Source organism: Corynebacterium sp. 212_CJEI, from assembly GCF_001055915.1.
GTDB lineage: Bacteria > Actinomycetota > Actinomycetes > Mycobacteriales > Mycobacteriaceae > Corynebacterium > Corynebacterium jeikeium_D.
The window spans coordinates 58,507-74,321 of record NZ_JVPT01000054.1 but is presented as its reverse complement, the minus strand read 5'-3'; the positions used below and the strand labels follow the sequence as shown (position 1 = coordinate 74,321).

The window sequence follows — 15,815 nt, the reverse complement described above, 5'->3', positions numbered from 1 at the left end:
CTAGTCCAGTACTCCTAGTACAGTGCGCTAGCCATCCTCCGGCGTGCATCCAATGCCACTGGATCTGCGGTATCGAATAGCACAAGCAGCTCTAGTAGACGCGACTTGATGGCCTCACGGTCATCGCCAAACACCTGCGGGAGCAACTTCAACAAACGATCGAGCGCCTTCGCTGGATCGTCGACAAGCATCGTGACATCCGCGGCATCGAGGGCGAGCGCGACGTCCTTCGGCGCAGCGTCGGCCTTTGCAATTGGATCTGCGCTGCGATCGATTTTGGCAGCGCGGGCGAAGAAGGACACATTCGCGTGAGCGCGCTTCAGCCCCTGATTTGCGGGCTCGGACTGCAGCATAGCGTCATACAGCTCCAACGCTCCGTCGAAATCGCCCTCCTCGAGCAACTCTTCAGCCTGCTCCAAACGCGGGTCATCGGTGGGTACGGGATTGCCGAAGAAGTCAGTCGGCTCCGGAGCCTCCGGCCCGCTGCCCTCCCCAGCCATACGAGTTCCCGCCGGCAACCCCTTGAGACGACCCCGAGTGGCCTTCATAACCTGCGCCAGCCACTGCTCCAGCCAATCCCTGGTTTTCTCGCCGACAAACATGCCAATGGGACTGCCCATAGCCACAGCCGTGACTGTCGGCACTGCCTGCACACCGAATGCCTGGGCCAGCTGCGGATGCTCCTCAGCATCTGCCCACGCCAGGATCCAGTTCAAATTAGCCTCACGGGCCATGCCTTCTAGCTCAGCCCGAAGACGCAACGAATCAGCTGCTCCAGCCATGCCGATCAAGACAATAACCGGGACCTGCTCCGAGCGCAGAACGACTTCTGCCTCAAGGGTCTGCGGGACAATCTCAACTACAGGAGGAAGCCCATTTCCCTGATCACTGGTTGCCCGCTCGATCTCCTCTCGGCGCTTACGTTCGGCTTCGGCGCGCTGGTGGAGCTGCTCCAAATCAACCGTGCCGGGTGGTGGCGGCGGAGTCGAGCACTCGCGGTGACCGTGTGCTCCATGCGAGTGACCATGAGAATGGCCATGTGCGTGACCATGTCCAGCTGGCATCGTCAAAGGGGTTCCTCTCCAGTGTCGTCGTAAAGCCTATGTAAAGACCTATGTAGAGCCTACGTGTCCAATCCGAACAAGAGACTAGTCGGTGGCTTTCAGCGCATCCTCGACCGCATCCACTTTCGCACGCAGCTGCCCGGTGTATCCGTTGCGAATGTCCGCTTTGATGACCAGAGAAGTACGCGGACTGACACGGCTGACTGCTTCCGTGGCTCGCTTAATGACATCCATCACCTCATCCCATTCGCCTTCAACAAGGGTGAACATGGCATTGGTCTCGTTGGGCAGGCCAGATTCGCGCACAACACGCACGGCTTCAGCAACGGCCTCAGCCATTCCCTGCTCAGGATCGGAGAAAGTGGGGGCAACAGAAAATGCGACAATCATGGCGCCGATAATAGCGAGTACCCTGGAAACTATGAGTGAGACACAGATTCCCGTTCCCCATAAGTACGTAGTCGCTGTTGATCACGTCGGCGTCGCAGTCCCGGATTTTGATGCCGCTATTGAGTGGTACCGCGCAAACCTTGGTTTCATCAACTACCACGATGAAGTCAATGAAGAGCAGGGTGTCCACGAGGCCATGGTCGGCCCGGCCGACAAGGTTGAAGGTGGCACTCTGGTTCAGATTCTCGCGCCACTGAATGACCAGTCCACGATTGCAAAGTACCTGGACAAGAAGGGTCCAGGAATCCAGCAGTACGCAGTTCGTGTCACTGATCTGGAGGCGCTGATGGCGCACCTGAAGGAGCAGGGCACCCGGGTGCTGTACCCGGAGCCGAAGATCGGTACCGCAGGTTCGCGCATCAACTTCATCCACCCGAAGGATGCCGGCGGCGTCCTGCTGGAGCTCGTTGAGCCGGCTAAGTAAATCTATCCCCAGCGGCGCGTGATAGTGCGGTGAGCTCTATTGCGCCAGCAGTTAGTGTGCCAATGGCGCCGGTCATCGGCGCCTGCACCATAATCCTGCGGCCAAGCTACGATGTGCGAGGTCCCGGGCATGATTTCCTGGTCGCACCCTGGACAGCGATAAACCTTGTTCGACTGTCCAGCGCTGATGTTACGCACCGCAAAGTCCACGTCCTGCCAACCGGCAGGCCCAGATTCAGTGCGGGTGTTTTGGAAAGAACTGCCAAATGTGGGCAGGCTGCCGCGATTCTGGCCGTGGTTATTACGCCCGCCGCGTTGGTTGCCTCGTTGATTACCGCGCCGCTTGTGGTTTCGCCTAGGCATGGCTAGAACAACCGCAATTCATTGGACTCCAGGCCACGCAGGGCGTCGTAATCCACGGTCACACAGCGAATCCCACGATCCTCTGCCAGAGTCTTGGCCTGTGGCTTAATCTCCTGGGCAGCAAAAATCCCTTCCACCGGTGCCAGCAGCTCATCGCGGTTCAGCATCTCCAAGTAACGGGTTAGCTGCTCAACGCCATCGATACCGCCCCGACGCTTAACCTCGACTGCAACGGTGGCGCCGTTTTCATCGCGGCCAAGCAGGTCCACCGGTCCGATCGGGGTTGGGTATTCGCGCCTAATCAGGGTGTAGCCCTCGCCAAACGTTGTGAACTGATCTGCAAGCAGTTCCTGTAGATGCGCTTCTACCCCGTCCTTCTCCAGGCCAGGGTCCTCTCCCAGTTCGTACGTGCTATCAGCCAGCACCTTGCCGATAGTTATACGAAGCTGCTCGCCCTTCTTATTCTCGACGACCCAGAGCTTTTCACCAGTGTCTTCACCCGACTCGTCGAGAATATCCTTCTCCGTCAGCGTGCACGGCGGTGTCATCCAGTTTAGAGGCTTATATGCACGGTCGTCGGCATGCACAGAAACAGACCCATCGGCTTTCACCAACAGCAAGCGCGGGGCATGAGGCAGATGGGCATTCAAGCGACCGACATAGTCAACGGTGCATTCAGCAATCACAAGGCGCATTCCCCTACCCTAACGTGACTGCCGCGCGGGAGAAAACAATACCCACTAGAGCCTTAGCAATAGCCTGTCGTCCGAGGCTAATACTGACTTCCTCGGCCACGGTTATAAGCCGAACGGAAACGGCGCTCAATGTCTGTAGGAAACTCACGAGTCTGGCGTGACGACGGCTTCGACTCCACCCACGCCACCAGCGCAGTGTCCGAGGACGAGTCCACAGCAAACTCCCATTCGGTATTTTTCCCCGTTTTAATCCTGACTACCCGAAGCCCGGGCGCGAAAAAACCCGCCTCGATGTCAGTCGGATCTCGGCGATCCACAATAGTGACATCGTGACGGGCAAATTCGGCATCACAGCCAGGACGCAGCGAACGTAGCTTGTACATCTTCAACGTCGACTCGGAATAAACAATGACACCATGGCGCCAATGACTGCCATCACCTGCAGGAAGGCGACGAGCAATAACAGGAGTACCTTTTGCATGCAGGCTGGCGAAACGCCACAGGGCAAGGACCCCGCCGACGATCAACATCGCACCGATAATCATGAACATGATTGACATCATGGTTACGCTTGAAAACACTATCTGCCAGCCTCGCATCCGGGTGAATAGACGACGAACCTTGGTTCAAAAGCGCATTAGAGGCTTTTTACAAACCCTACCCGATTGTTGCACTGACATGAAAAATAACTAAGAAAAACGGGGCGGGAAGCTGGCAAGATTTCTCTTGCGAGCTCCCCGCCCCGTTTAAAGAAGCAGGAAGAATACGGTCGTGCGACCGGATGTTCAGGCGAACAGACTAGTTGGTGGAAGCGCGACGAGCCGCGCGGACCTCCGACTCAGCCTGAGCCTTTACTGCAGGGTCATCCGAAGTCAGGTTGGACTCGGCCTCGGAGAGGTTAACCTCGTCAGCCCAGACTGCCTTATCCGCGAGGATCGAAACCTTCGAGGTAGACACGGAAATGAACCCACCCTGTACCGAAGCGACAAGAACCTTGCCGTCTGCGGTCTTGATGGTCACCGTGCCGTTGTTGACCAGCTGGCCAAGCAACGGCTGGTGTCCGGGCAGCACGCCGATCTCACCCTCGGTGGTCTGGGCAGAGACCAAAGTGGCCTTGCCCTTCCAGAGCGGTCGCTCAACGGCAACCAGTTCAGCGGTGATTTCAGCCATGAGGATGCCCCTTACTTCTTCTGCATTTCAGCGTACTTCTTCTCGACATCGTCGAGGCCACCCAGGCCGTCGAAGGCCATCTCCGGGTAGTTGTCGAAGTCGCCCTTGCAGATGCGGTCGAAGGCAACGATGGTGTCCTTCAGCGGGACGTACGAACCAGGCAGACCCGTGAACTTCTCAGCAACGAAGAAGTTCTGACCCAAGAATCGCTGGATACGACGTGCACGCTGCACGGTCACCTTGTCCTCCTCAGACAGCTCGTCCATACCGAGGATGGCGATGATGTCCTGGAGTTCCTTGTTCTTCTGCAGGATGTTAATAACCTGCTGAGCAACTCGGTAGTGCTCCTCACCGACGATCGACGGCTCGAGGATACGAGAAGTCGAAGTCAGCGGGTTCACTGCCGGGTAAATACCCTTCGATGCAATCGAGCGGTCGAGCTCGGTGGTTGCATCGAGGTGGGCGAAGGTCGTTGCCGGAGCCGGGTCGGTGTAGTCATCGGCAGGCACGTAGACGGCCTGCAGAGAGGTAATCGAACGGCCCTTGGTGGACGTAATGCGCTCCTGCAGAACACCCATCTCGTCAGCCAGGGTCGGCTGGTAACCCACGGCGGAAGGCATACGACCCAGCAGGGTCGAAACCTCAGAACCGGCCTGGGTGAAACGGAAGATGTTGTCAATGAAGAGCAGCACGTCCTGGTGCTGAACATCGCGGAAGTACTCCGCCATGGTCAGACCCGACAGCGCGACACGCATACGGACTCCCGGCGGCTCGTCCATCTGGCCGAAGACGAGGGCGGTGTCCTGGAGAACGCCCATCTCTTCCATTTCCAGGAAGAGGTCGGTGCCCTCACGGGTACGCTCACCAACACCGGCGAAGACCGAAGTACCGGAGAACTCGCGTGCAATACGAGTAATCATCTCCTGGATCAGAACGGTCTTACCGACACCGGCACCACCGAACAGACCAATCTTGCCGCCCTTAACGTACGGGGTCAGCAGGTCGATGACCTTAATACCGGTTTCCAGAATCTCGGTCTTGCCCTCGAGCTGATCGAAGGCCGGCGGCTCACGGTGGATGCCCCACTGCTCGCCATCGCGACCCAGGCCCGGCTCGTCCAGGCAGTCGCCCATTGCGTTAAAGACGTGACCCTTGACGACGTCACCAACCGGAACCGAAATCGGCTTACCGGTGTCCTTGACCTCTGCACCGCGGACCAGGCCGTCGGTCGGGGCCATAGCAATGGTACGAACCATGTTGTCGCCGAGGTGCTGTGCAGTCTCGAGGACAATGGTCTTGGCGACCGAAGGAAGGGTAACTTCCACGGTCAGCGCGTTGTAAAGTGCCGGCAGTTCGTTACGCGGGAACTCCACGTCGACGACGGCACCGATGACACGCACAACACGGCCCACAGCCGTGGTGGTGTTCTGCTCACTTAGAGCTGTGCTCATATCTAGTCACTTTCTCCGCTGTCGTCGAGCGCACCGGCGCCACCGACGATTTCTGTGATTTCCTGGGTAATCTGTGCCTGACGTGCCTGGTTAGCAACACGCGAGAGGTCCTTGACCAGCTCGGTAGCGTTGTCCGTCGCGGACTTCATAGCGTTACGACGGGCAGCGGACTCAGAGGCAGCGGCCTCGAGCATCACTGCGAACAGGGTACGGGACACGTACTGCGGCAGAAGCTCTGCCAACAGGGTGTCTGCATCAGGCTCGAATTCGTAGTCCGGCTTGAGGTCATCTGATCCATCGGACAGCATGTCCTCGCCCTGAGCAATCTCGACATCCTCGTACACAGGCTCAATCGGGAGCATCTGGTGTGCACGCGGAATCTGAGAAAGCATGGACACGAATTCCGTGTAGACAACGTGGACCTGGTCGAAGCCCTGAACGGCCTCGCCGTTGGTGCCACGCAGGCCTTCGCGGTACTTGGCAGTGCCCTCGGCCGTAGCGTTGAAACCATCAATGAGGTGACGACGCACGTCGTGGGTTGCGGCGTAGTCCGGATCCTGGGAGAAGCCCTCCCACGTACCGGCGAGCTCGACACCACGGAAGTCGTAGTAGTCGGTGCCCTTACGGCCAGTCACGTAGAGAACGACCTCATGCCCCTGCTCTTCCAGAGCGGTACGCAGCTCTGCAGCCTTCTTCAGGACGTTGTGGTTGTAGCCGCCACACATGCCGCGGTCACTGGTGACAACCAGGACTGCAACACGCTGGTTACCCTCACGCTTTACGAGCATCGGGTGATCCAACGACGAAGCCGATGCGAGACGTCCGATGACCTTCTCGATTTCGTCGGCGTACGGCTGGGAGTCTGCTACGCGACGCTGCGCCTTGGTAATGCGCGAGGTTGCGATAAGCTCCTGGGCCTTGGTGATCTTCTTGGTCGAGTTCACCGACTTGATTCGGGCTCGAAGTTCACGAAGATTCGCCATGTCCTATTCCCTCCCTTCAATTGCGAAAACGGTCATTGAGTAGCTCAACCTGCCTAGTTCTGGGCAGTCTTGCGGGAGACCGTAATCTGCTGCTTCTTGAGCTCGCCCTCGTCGAGTGCCTCGACCGGAGCCTCGGAAGCCAGCGGTGCGCCCTCAGAAGTCTGGAAGGACTTCTTGAAGTTAGCGGTAGCGGACTTCAGAGCAGCCTTGGACTCGTCAGAGAAGGCGACGCCGCCGTCAATCTGCTCGAAGACTGCAGGCTGAGTGTCCTGCAGGTGCTCAAGCAGCTCGGCCTCGAAGCGACGGACGTCCTCAACCGGGACATCGTCGAATTCGCCCTCACCAGCGAGGTAGATGGAGGTCATCTGGTACTCGACCGGCTGCGGGTGGTTTTCCTTCTGCTTCAGCAGCTCAACCAGACGCTGACCGCGCTCCAGCTGACGCTTGGAGGCATCGTCCAGGTCGGATGCGAACATTGCGAATGCTTCCAGGTCGCGGTAGGACGCGAGGTCCAGACGCAGGTTACCGGAAACCTTCTTCATGCCCTTGGTCTGTGCGGCACCACCAACACGGGAAACCGACACACCGACGTTAATAGCCGGGCGGACACCCTGGTTGAACAGGTCGGACTCGAGGAAGACCTGGCCATCGGTAATGGAAATGACGTTGGTCGGAATGAAGGCCGACACGTCGTTTGCCTTGGTCTCGATGATCGGCAGTGCGGTCAGCGAGCCTGCACCCATGTCGTCGGAGAGCTTCGCAGCACGCTCCAGCAGACGGGAGTGGAGGTAGAAGACGTCACCCGGGTAAGCTTCGCGTCCCGGCGGGCGACGCAGCAGCAGCGAGATGGCACGGTATGCCTCTGCCTGCTTAGTCAGATCATCGTAAATGACCAGGACGTGCTTGCCCTGGTACATCCAGTGCTGACCCAGTGCGGCGCCTGCGAATGGTGCAAGCCACTTGAAGCCTGCGGCATCCGACGCCGGGGCAGCAACGATGGTGGTGTACTCGAGTGCGCCCTGCTCCTCGAGGGTCTGGCGCACACCAGCAATGGTGGAGCCCTTCTGACCGATAGCAACGTAGATGCATCGCACCTGCTTGCTCGGGTCACCGGACTCCCAGTTAGCCTTCTGGTTCAAAATGGTGTCCAGGCAGACCGCGGTCTTACCGGTCTTACGGTCACCAATGATCAGCTGACGCTGACCACGACCAATTGGGGTCATTGCGTCGATGGCCTTAATACCAGTAGCCATCGGCTCTTCAACCGGCTGACGCTGCAGCACGGTCGGTGCCTGCAGCTCGAGGACGCGGTCCTCTTCAGCCTCAATGTCGCCCAGGCCGTCAATCGGCTGGCCCAGGGGGTTAATTACGCGACCGAGGAACTTGTCCCCGACCGGAATCGAAAGGACGTCACCCGTCCGCTTTACCTCGTCACCCTCTTTAAGCGACTCGAAGTTACCCAGCACCACAACGCCGACCTTGTCGGTGTCAAGGTTCTGAGCGACGCCAATAACGCCGCCCGGGAACTCCAGAAGCTCATTCGTCATGACCGACGGCATTCCCGAAACCTGGGCGATACCATCAGCTGCACTGATAACAACGCCAACCTCCTCACGGGAGGCCTCCGGGGAGTAGCTCGAGGTGTAGTTCGCAATCGCGCTACGGATCTCGTCGGAGGAGATCGTCAGCTCCGCCATGTTCTTCCTGCTCTCGGTAATATTCTTCCAGTGATTAATCGTCTAAACCATCCGTCAGCCGAGGCCGACGCGCAGCTTCTCAAGCTTTGTTGAAAGGCTACCGTCGATGACCTCGTCGCCAACCCGGATGACCAGTCCACCGAGAATCGACTTGTCGATCACGGTGTGGATGGACATCGCCTTGCCGTAGACTCGGCCGAGCTTGTCCGCCAGTGCTCGCTCTTGCTCGTCAGAGACGGCCGTGGCACTGGTCACGCGAGCGACGACGTGGTTCCGCAGGCCGGCGGCTAGCCGGGACAGGGAGTCAATGTCGTCCGCGGGGCGCTTGGATGGGCGGCCAACAGCCTGCAGTGCCAGGGTTTCGGTCACGGAAGTGACCTTGCCGTACAGCACAGAGGCGAGGAGCCCACGCTTGGCTTCGGGGGTTGCGGCCTTGTCGGCCAGCAGCTGTTCAAGCTGCGACTGCTCAGCCAGGATGTGTCCCAGTTGGAACAGCTCAGACTCAACAGTCTCAAGCTGTCCCTGGCCTTCGGCAGAGCGAAGGAGGGCTCGACGGCCCAGCTCTACCAAACCCTCACGCATTTCACGCGGGGTGGACCATACCTGCGCGGCAGCATCCACGACGAGGTTAAGAGTCGTCTCAGATACCTTGCCCGCGAACAGGCTCCGGACAAGGCCGGAACGCTGTTCCGCAGTCGCCGAGGTGTCGGCGACAGCGACACGCAGGCCGCGGTCGGAGTCCAGGACCTCGACGATGTCGAAAAGCTCGGAACCAGTCTGAGCAGCCTGAGCAACAGCGACATTGTCGCCACCGATAGCGGCGTCCAGTCGCTGGCTAAGGGCTGCCAGGGATTCGCGGCTTGCTGCGTGCATGTCGCCTACTTTCCGGCCGGGGCCACGGTGTCAAGGTTGGACAAGAAGTTGTCAATCGTCGACGAGTTACGAACGTCGTCGGAAAGCTGCTCGCCCAGAAGGCGCTCAGCGAGATTGATGGAGTTCTGGCCCATTTCCTTACGCAGCTCTGCGACTACCTGCTCACGCTGGGCAGCGAGCTGCTTCTCACCGGACTCGATGATTCGTGCGCTCTCGTCATTAGCCTTGGTCGTAGCGTCTGCAATGATGCGCTGACCCTGTGCACGGGCTTCGTCGCGAATCTTTGCTGCTTCAGTACGGGCCTCTGCGAGCTGACTGTTGTACTTTTCCAGAGCGGCCTTGGCTTCAGCCTGTGCAGCTTCAGCGCGTTCAATGCCGCCCTCAATCCGGTCCTCCCGCTCGGTCAGGACCTCCTGGAACTTCGGAAGAACGAGCTTCCAGAAGAGAACCAGGATAACTACCAGCGGGACAACGGACCAGACGATGTCATAGGTCTTTGGCAGCAGCGGGTTAATGGACTCTCCCATCGGGAGGTCACCCGCCGCTAGCAAAAAGGTGAAATCTGTCATGGTTTACGTGTTCTCCGCTTGAAGGTCCGGACTTAGAAAACGAAGCCTGCGACCAGGCCGATCAGGGCGAGAGCCTCAGTGAAGGCGATACCCAGGAACATGGTGGTACGCAGCTGGCCGGCCATCTCAGGCTGGCGTGCCATACCCTCAACGGTCTTGCCGGCGACGATACCGATACCGAGGCCCGGGCCCAGGGTGGACAGACCGTAACCGATGGTCTTCAGGCCAGCGTTGGTGTCGACAGCCTGGACAGCGTCCTGGGCGGAGAGGATGACGTCGTTCATTATGAACCGTTCCCTTTCTTAAAGGATGGCCCCGGATTAAAGATTGTTCTAAGTAGGCCCGGGGCTTTTGTGGGTCAAGTGGGTCTTGCTATTAAATTTGCGAGGCCTTGTTGCCGAAGTTGCGGCCTCATTAGTTATGGGTTAGTGCTCGTCTGCGTGCAGCGACAGTTCGATGTAGACGGCGCTCAGCAGGGCAAAGATGTATGCCTGCAGGAAAATCACCAGCATCTCGAACAGCGTGAATGCTACCGCAGCGACAAGGGTCAACCCGGACAGGGCGGTCCAACCATTCAGCTGCCAGAAGAAGAAGTTCGTGGCACCGAAAAGCAGGACTAGAACCATGTGGCCCGCCAGCATGTTGGCCATCAGACGGATGGTCAGCGTAACTGGGCGGAGAACGAAGTTGGAGAAAATCTCGATCGGCACCACGATGAGGTGGAGTACCGGTGGCAAGTTCGGAATAACGACTGCCGACTTCACAAACTTGAAGAAGCCCATCTTCTTCGAGCCCGCGTAAATGAAGGCAACGTATGCGAACAGGGCCAGAACCAGTGGCATACCGATTCGGGCGTTCGGCGAAATATTGAGGCCAGGAATAATAGCCGCAATATTCATCGAGATAACAAGGAAGAAGATGGTGGCCAGAACCGGAAGGAAACGACGCCCCTCCTTCTTACCCAGAATCTCCTCCGCGATGTGGATGCGGACGAAGTCCAGCATCAACTCCGCAACGTTCTGCAGACCAGTCGGCACGAGCTTCGGACGACGCATTGCGACGACGAAGAACACGGCGACGATCACGGCCATCAAAAGACGAACAATCATCAGGCGGTCCATGGCGTACCAGTCGCCACTGCCACCTAAAATGAAGTCGCCAAATTGTTCACCCGGGAAATACTCCTCCTGCAAGTTGGGTGAGTGAAACTCACCCCGCATCTCGGCAAGTGTTGTAACGCTCAGCGTTCTCTCCCGTGATTGGGCCGCTAGAACTATTGTCAAGCGGTGCGAAGGACGTCATTTAACGTGTCGCGCCGCGGATTCCATTCGCTCATCAGCACGGCGCTCACGGGGACCGTACCTGTGGAAATGATAGTTATTTCGCTACAGGCCGTCTTACCCGAAACTCAGGATAACAGTTCTGACTCATTTTCCCCACCCGGTACACCCCCGCGTTTCCGACCCCGAAACCAACAAAGAGGCCGACCCCCGCTGTGGGTTTCGGCCTCTATTTGTGGCATCTTCTGCACAAACTGGACAATATGCTTATTACCTGCGGTTTTAGAGGCGCATTGCAGCCTCTCAGCAGGTCAACAAGTTATTAACGAGCTATTCGTCCTTCATTGGTTGCACATAAGTGAGGTTAGATTGCGACATTCCCCACACTTCTGCACCCAGCGTCACCATCAGCGTGAGTACAACAGTGACGAAGAAAGTCATGTTGTCATAAAACTCAAGATTTCTAATAACAACCAGGACACCGATCAATACGACAATCTTCAACAACCAGCCACCCAGTACAACGGCAAGCGTGACGGACGGCGAAGTTCGAGCAGTAAAGAGGATGCCTAGAACGGTAAGCAATACGAAGCTTCCGCTAATGCCCGCACCAAGGAGTACGCCCCAGACACCGGGCATACCGTTTTTGCCACCCCAGACCAGCAGCGAAAGCACGGTAATCACAGCGAGCGCGATTGCGCCCGAGCGAGCAGCAGCCAGCAGCGGTCGCCGCGAATCGTCGTATTTAGACTCGGGCTCCGGAGTTGTTTTTTCAGTCACGGTCGAAGATTGTACCTTCTGCGTCCACGTCGACGTCTTATAACCTGCCGGACCCCACTTCCACTTCTGGGACGCGCTCCCGTTGAACGGTCGTCGGCAAGCGCATTGCGACGGCGGAGGGTGAAGACAACCGCGATGATAAGCAGGATCCCGAAGGTGAGAGCGACAAATTCAAAGGGGAAAATGGTGGTGGCAACGGCGGCGTACGCGACGACCGACACCCATAGGTAAAGCACTAGCACCACGCGGCGATGACTGTGTCCCATCGACAGGAGGCGGTGGTGAATATGCATTTTGTCGGGTGAGAAGGGTGACTTGCCCTGGCTGACGCGGCGAACGACAGCAAGCAGCAAGTCGAGCATTGGCACGCTAATTGCTGCGATGACGACCACAACCGGCGAGATTAGAGCGATGACGTCAGCGGTGCCGTACATGGAGGGCGCGATGCGTCCCGACGCCGACACCGATGCCGCTGCGAGCAGCAAGCCGATCATCATGGCACCGGAATCGCCCATGAAAATGCGTGCGGGCTCGAAGTTGTGCGGCAAGAAGCCCAGGCAAGCGCCGAGGAGGCACGCGGAAATCATCGCGGGTGGATAGGCAGACACGGTTCCGCCTTGGTCGTGAAGCATGACCATCGAATAGACAAGGATTGCAGCTGCGGCGATCATGCCGAGTCCAGCTGCGAGACCATCGATGCCGTCAACAAAGTTGAAGGCGTTAATCAATGCCACAGTAAATAGGACAGTCAAGACTGTGGACATGATTGGATCGAGAATGAGCGTGGCGCCGCCACTGAACGGGATATAGAGCAGATACCAATTGACGCCCATAAATGACATCAAAAGTGCCGCCGCGACCTGCCCCACCAACTTCGTGAGGGCATCTAAGTCAAAGAGGTCATCCCAAATACCGACGATTAGCAAGAGCGACGCGGCCGCCACAACTGCCCTCATATCTGGAGTCATGGGCGGAAAACCACGGTTGAGAGCCGGCATCACCGAGGCAAGGGCGATAGCTGCGACCACCCCGGAGTACATCGCCACGCCTCCGAGCCTGGGCTTCGGAATATCGTGGACATCGCGCGTGCGGGGCGCATCCAACCAGCCCGAGCGGACCAGCACATAACGCACCACTCCAGTGAGCAAATAACTGACAGCAGCGGAAACTAAAACGAGCATGGCGAGCTCGCGGATGGGCACACCTGCCCCACCCGACTGGGCTGCCAATAAGCTCATGTCCGCCACTAGGTACTACTCACCCACACAATCGCTGCAGATACTAAACAGGAAAAGCCTTAGGTAGACAAGACTACTGCCCCAGCAGTCGCTCGGGCGTAGTACTCAAAACCTCGGCAACCGCCGCTGCTGACACAGCGCCTTCGCGCAGAATCCGCGGCACTGGAGTCGAGATATCGACAATCGTCGATGGGGTGCCAATCGTGGCTTCGCCGCCGTCGACGTAGACAGCCGCTTCCCCACCCAACATCTGCTTGGCACGCACGGCATTGGTGGCCGGTGCCTGGCCGGAGATGTTCGCACTGGACACGGCCATCGGACCGGTGCGGCGCAGAATCTCGATAGCAATTGGGTGCAGCGGCATGCGCAGCATGACCGTACCCGCGGTATCACCAAGGTTCCACGGCAAGCTCGGCGCCTGGTTCACAACCAGCGACAGTCCGCCCGGCCAGAAAGCCTCCACCAGCGTGCGAGCAGCTGGCGAGTATTCGCGGACGAGCCCCTCAATCGTGTTCCAGGAACCCACGAGCACCGGTACCGGCATATCCGGGCCGCGGTGCTTGGCACGCAGCAAGGAGGCAACGGCCTGGTTATCAAAGGCATCGCAGCCAAGGCCGTAGACGGTATCGGTAGGCATAACGACCAGCCGTCCTGCCTTCACTGCATCTACTGCTGCTGCAATTGCGCGTTCGCGGTTTTCATCTGTGCTGCAGTCCATAATCCTGCTCATCAGATTTGTGCTCCTGCTTCAAAGTTTGCTTTTAAGATCAATTTTTGCGTCCCACCGTAAAACGGTCACGGCCCGCAAAGTCACGGTGGACCTCTACATCAGCGTAATCCCAGGTGTCCTTTAGCAGTGAACTGACATCGTCTCCTGAAGAGTCATCGTGCTCGATGCCGATGACTCCACCCGGCCGCACCAGCGCATCCACTAGGTTCATCATAGGTCGAATGACATCTAGCCCATCGTCGCCGCCGAAGACCGCAGAGTGCGGATCAGCTCTCACTTCGGGGTCAACTTCGGTGTCTTCGGGCACATATGGAGGGTTGGACACAACAATGTCGGTCTCGCCTACCCATTCTGCGAGCTCAGCGCCATCATCAATCAGCTGAACATCCGTGACATCGCCAGCAATCAGACGCACACGCCCATCGCCGTACGTCTCGATATTCTTCGCAGCCCACGCCCGTGCCCGCTCAGAGAGCTCCACAGCCACCACGTCCGCTTCGGGTACGGCATCGGCGATCGCCAACGCCAACGCACCGGATCCAGTACACAAGTCAACGATTTTCGGCTTGACGACGCCACTTGCGACCAGTTCACGGGCTCGATCGATTGCCCACTGCGCGAGCAGTTCCGTCTCCGGCCGGGGTACAAAAACACCGGGCCCGACCTGTAGTTCCAGGCTCATCATCGGCGCCGTACCGAGGATGTGCTGCAGTGGCTCACGAGCCACTCTGCGGGCCAGTATCTCGGCCAGATACTTGCGACCGTCCTCATCGGTGTACGGTTCGTCTCCGCGGAAGATAATGTCTGCCGATCCCGCATCGACTGCGGCTGCAAATAGCGCCCGTGCGTCGGCATCCGGAGAAGCCAGCGCCGCGTCGTCAAGCGTGCGACGCGCATAGCGAAACAGCTCGCCGAGAGTACGGACGGAATCCGGTAACGTCGGCGAGCTATTTTCTGCGGGCGTGGGGCTACTCGGCTTCAAGACGCTCAGCGCGCTCCGCGTCGTGGAGGGCCTTGAGCAGGTCATCCATGTCGCCGCCCAGCACCGAGTCCAGGTTGTGAGCCTTGTAACCGATGCGGTGATCGGAAACGCGGTTCTCCGGGAAGTTGTAAGTGCGGATGCGCTCGGAGCGATCCATGTTGCGCACCTGAGACTTACGCTGGTCAGAGGCAGCCTCGGCGATCTCCTCTTCCTTCATCTGCTGCAGTCGAGCAGCAAGGACCTGCATAGCGCGGGCCTTGTTCTGAATCTGCGAGCGTTCCTTCTGACAGGTAACAACGAGACCAGTCGGAAGGTGCGTCAGGCGAACGGCGGAGTCAGTCGTGTTAACACCCTGACCGCCCTTACCGGAGGAGCGGTAGACGTCGACACGCAGATCCTTTTCATCAATCTGGATGTCTTCGACCTCGTCGGGCTCCGGGTAGACCAGCACACCAGCGGCGGACGTTTGAATACGGCCCTGAGATTCGGTAACCGGCACGCGCTGCACGCGGTGGACGCCACCTTCAAACTTGAACACGCTCCACGCACCGTCGCGGGACGGAGTCTTGGCTCGGATGGACATAGTCATGTCCTTCACGCCGCCGAGATCAGACTCGGACAGACCGAGAATCTCGGTGGTAAAGCCGTGCTTTTCTGCATAGCGCTGGTACATGCGAGCGAGCTCACCTGCGAAGAGCGCAGCCTCCTCACCGCCGGCACCGGACTTGAGCTCCATAACGATGTCATCGCTGTCGTGCGGATCGCGCGGAGCCAGCAGGTCGGCGAGCTTCTCCTCGAGTTCCTCTGCCTCGGCAGCGAGACGCTCAGCCTCAGCTGCGAACTCGGAGTCCTCGTATGCCATCTCGCGAGCTGCCTCCAGGTCATCCTGGACCTCAGTCAGCTTCTTGTGAGTCTGAATGACCGGCTGCAGCTCATTGAAGCGCTTGCCGACCTTACGGGCAGCCTTCGGGTCGTTGTGCAGCTCGGGGTCAGCCAGCTGCGCCTCGAGCCCGTGGTATTCGGAGAGGATGTCGTCAACTGCGGAAACCTGATTAGCCATTGAATAT

Annotated in this window: 18 protein-coding genes; 1 reads left to right on the top strand and 17 read right to left on the bottom strand. The window is 58.6% G+C overall.

All coding sequences use genetic code 11. The features are described from left to right. Positions 1–14 precede the first annotated feature (14 nt). Positions 15–1,064 carry a co-chaperone YbbN gene (locus ADB02_RS06380; RefSeq protein WP_049172058.1) on the bottom strand — a complete coding sequence of 350 codons (1,050 nt, stop codon included), beginning with the start codon at positions 1,062–1,064 and terminating at the stop codon, positions 15–17. Between the two features lie 84 nt (positions 1,065–1,148). After that, positions 1,149–1,454, bottom strand: coding sequence for a thiamine-binding protein (locus ADB02_RS06375; RefSeq protein ID WP_049172056.1), 306 nt, complete (start codon positions 1,452–1,454; stop codon positions 1,149–1,151). A 31-nt stretch (positions 1,455–1,485) separates the two neighbouring features. On the opposite strand from ADB02_RS06375, the gene mce reads away from it, so the two are divergent. Next, complete coding sequence (gene mce, locus ADB02_RS06370) at positions 1,486–1,938, top strand: methylmalonyl-CoA epimerase (RefSeq protein WP_005509354.1); 453 nt, start codon at positions 1,486–1,488, stop codon at positions 1,936–1,938. 364 nt (positions 1,939–2,302) lie between these two features. Here the strand turns inward: mce and nucS are convergent, their stop codons facing one another. The 15 genes from nucS to prfA all read right to left on the bottom strand — a co-directional run bounded on the left by nucS (position 2,303) and on the right by prfA (position 15,808). Beyond that, a complete protein-coding gene (nucS, locus tag ADB02_RS06365; RefSeq protein WP_005509457.1) occupies positions 2,303–2,995 on the bottom strand; it encodes an endonuclease NucS in 693 nt (230 codons plus the stop codon). A gap of 77 nt (positions 2,996–3,072) precedes the next feature. After that, positions 3,073–3,576: a DUF2550 domain-containing protein gene (locus ADB02_RS06360; protein WP_016422460.1), complete on the bottom strand. Its 504-nt coding sequence runs from the start codon at positions 3,574–3,576 to the stop codon at positions 3,073–3,075. Between the two features lie 217 nt (positions 3,577–3,793). Further along, complete coding sequence (locus tag ADB02_RS06355; RefSeq protein ID WP_049172054.1) at positions 3,794–4,165, bottom strand: F0F1 ATP synthase subunit epsilon; 372 nt, start codon at positions 4,163–4,165, stop codon at positions 3,794–3,796. 11 nt (positions 4,166–4,176) lie between these two features. Continuing rightward, positions 4,177–5,616: a F0F1 ATP synthase subunit beta gene (gene atpD / locus ADB02_RS06350; RefSeq protein ID WP_005509621.1), complete on the bottom strand. Its 1,440-nt coding sequence runs from the start codon at positions 5,614–5,616 to the stop codon at positions 4,177–4,179. A gap of 2 nt (positions 5,617–5,618) precedes the next feature. After that, positions 5,619–6,599, bottom strand: coding sequence for a F0F1 ATP synthase subunit gamma (locus ADB02_RS06345; protein ID WP_005509705.1), 981 nt, complete (start codon positions 6,597–6,599; stop codon positions 5,619–5,621). 53 nt (positions 6,600–6,652) lie between these two features. Next, the gene (gene atpA, locus ADB02_RS06340; protein WP_005509387.1) at positions 6,653–8,296 is read right to left on the bottom strand and encodes a F0F1 ATP synthase subunit alpha; all 1,644 of its coding nucleotides are present in this window, start codon (positions 8,294–8,296) and stop codon (positions 6,653–6,655) included. 54 nt (positions 8,297–8,350) lie between these two features. Then, positions 8,351–9,169, bottom strand: coding sequence for a F0F1 ATP synthase subunit delta (locus tag ADB02_RS06335; RefSeq protein ID WP_048735245.1), 819 nt, complete (start codon positions 9,167–9,169; stop codon positions 8,351–8,353). A gap of 5 nt (positions 9,170–9,174) precedes the next feature. Beyond that, entirely contained in the window at positions 9,175–9,738 is a 564-nt protein-coding gene (locus ADB02_RS06330) for a F0F1 ATP synthase subunit B (protein WP_005509352.1), read from the bottom strand. 32 nt (positions 9,739–9,770) lie between these two features. Next, positions 9,771–10,022 carry an ATP synthase F0 subunit C gene (locus ADB02_RS06325; protein ID WP_016422456.1) on the bottom strand — a complete coding sequence of 84 codons (252 nt, stop codon included), beginning with the start codon at positions 10,020–10,022 and terminating at the stop codon, positions 9,771–9,773. 141 nt (positions 10,023–10,163) lie between these two features. Next, entirely contained in the window at positions 10,164–10,958 is a 795-nt protein-coding gene (atpB, locus tag ADB02_RS06320; protein WP_016422455.1) for a F0F1 ATP synthase subunit A, read from the bottom strand. Between the two features lie 390 nt (positions 10,959–11,348). Next, complete coding sequence (locus ADB02_RS06315) at positions 11,349–11,798, bottom strand: hypothetical protein (RefSeq protein WP_005509564.1); 450 nt, start codon at positions 11,796–11,798, stop codon at positions 11,349–11,351. Further along, on the bottom strand, positions 11,795–13,027 hold the full coding sequence (locus ADB02_RS06310) for a glycosyltransferase family 4 protein (RefSeq protein WP_224783720.1): 1,233 nt from the start codon (positions 13,025–13,027) through the stop codon (positions 11,795–11,797). The genes ADB02_RS06315 and ADB02_RS06310 overlap by 4 nt, the downstream gene beginning before the upstream one ends. A gap of 82 nt (positions 13,028–13,109) precedes the next feature. After that, a complete protein-coding gene (locus ADB02_RS06305) occupies positions 13,110–13,766 on the bottom strand; it encodes an L-threonylcarbamoyladenylate synthase (protein WP_005509411.1) in 657 nt (218 codons plus the stop codon). A gap of 37 nt (positions 13,767–13,803) precedes the next feature. Next, positions 13,804–14,748 (bottom strand): peptide chain release factor N(5)-glutamine methyltransferase, encoded by a 945-nt coding sequence (gene prmC, locus ADB02_RS06300; RefSeq protein ID WP_049172049.1) that lies wholly within the window; start codon positions 14,746–14,748, stop codon positions 13,804–13,806. Next, positions 14,735–15,808, bottom strand: coding sequence for a peptide chain release factor 1 (gene prfA, locus ADB02_RS06295; RefSeq protein WP_005509382.1), 1,074 nt, complete (start codon positions 15,806–15,808; stop codon positions 14,735–14,737). The genes prmC and prfA overlap by 14 nt, the downstream gene beginning before the upstream one ends. Positions 15,809–15,815 lie beyond the last annotated feature (7 nt).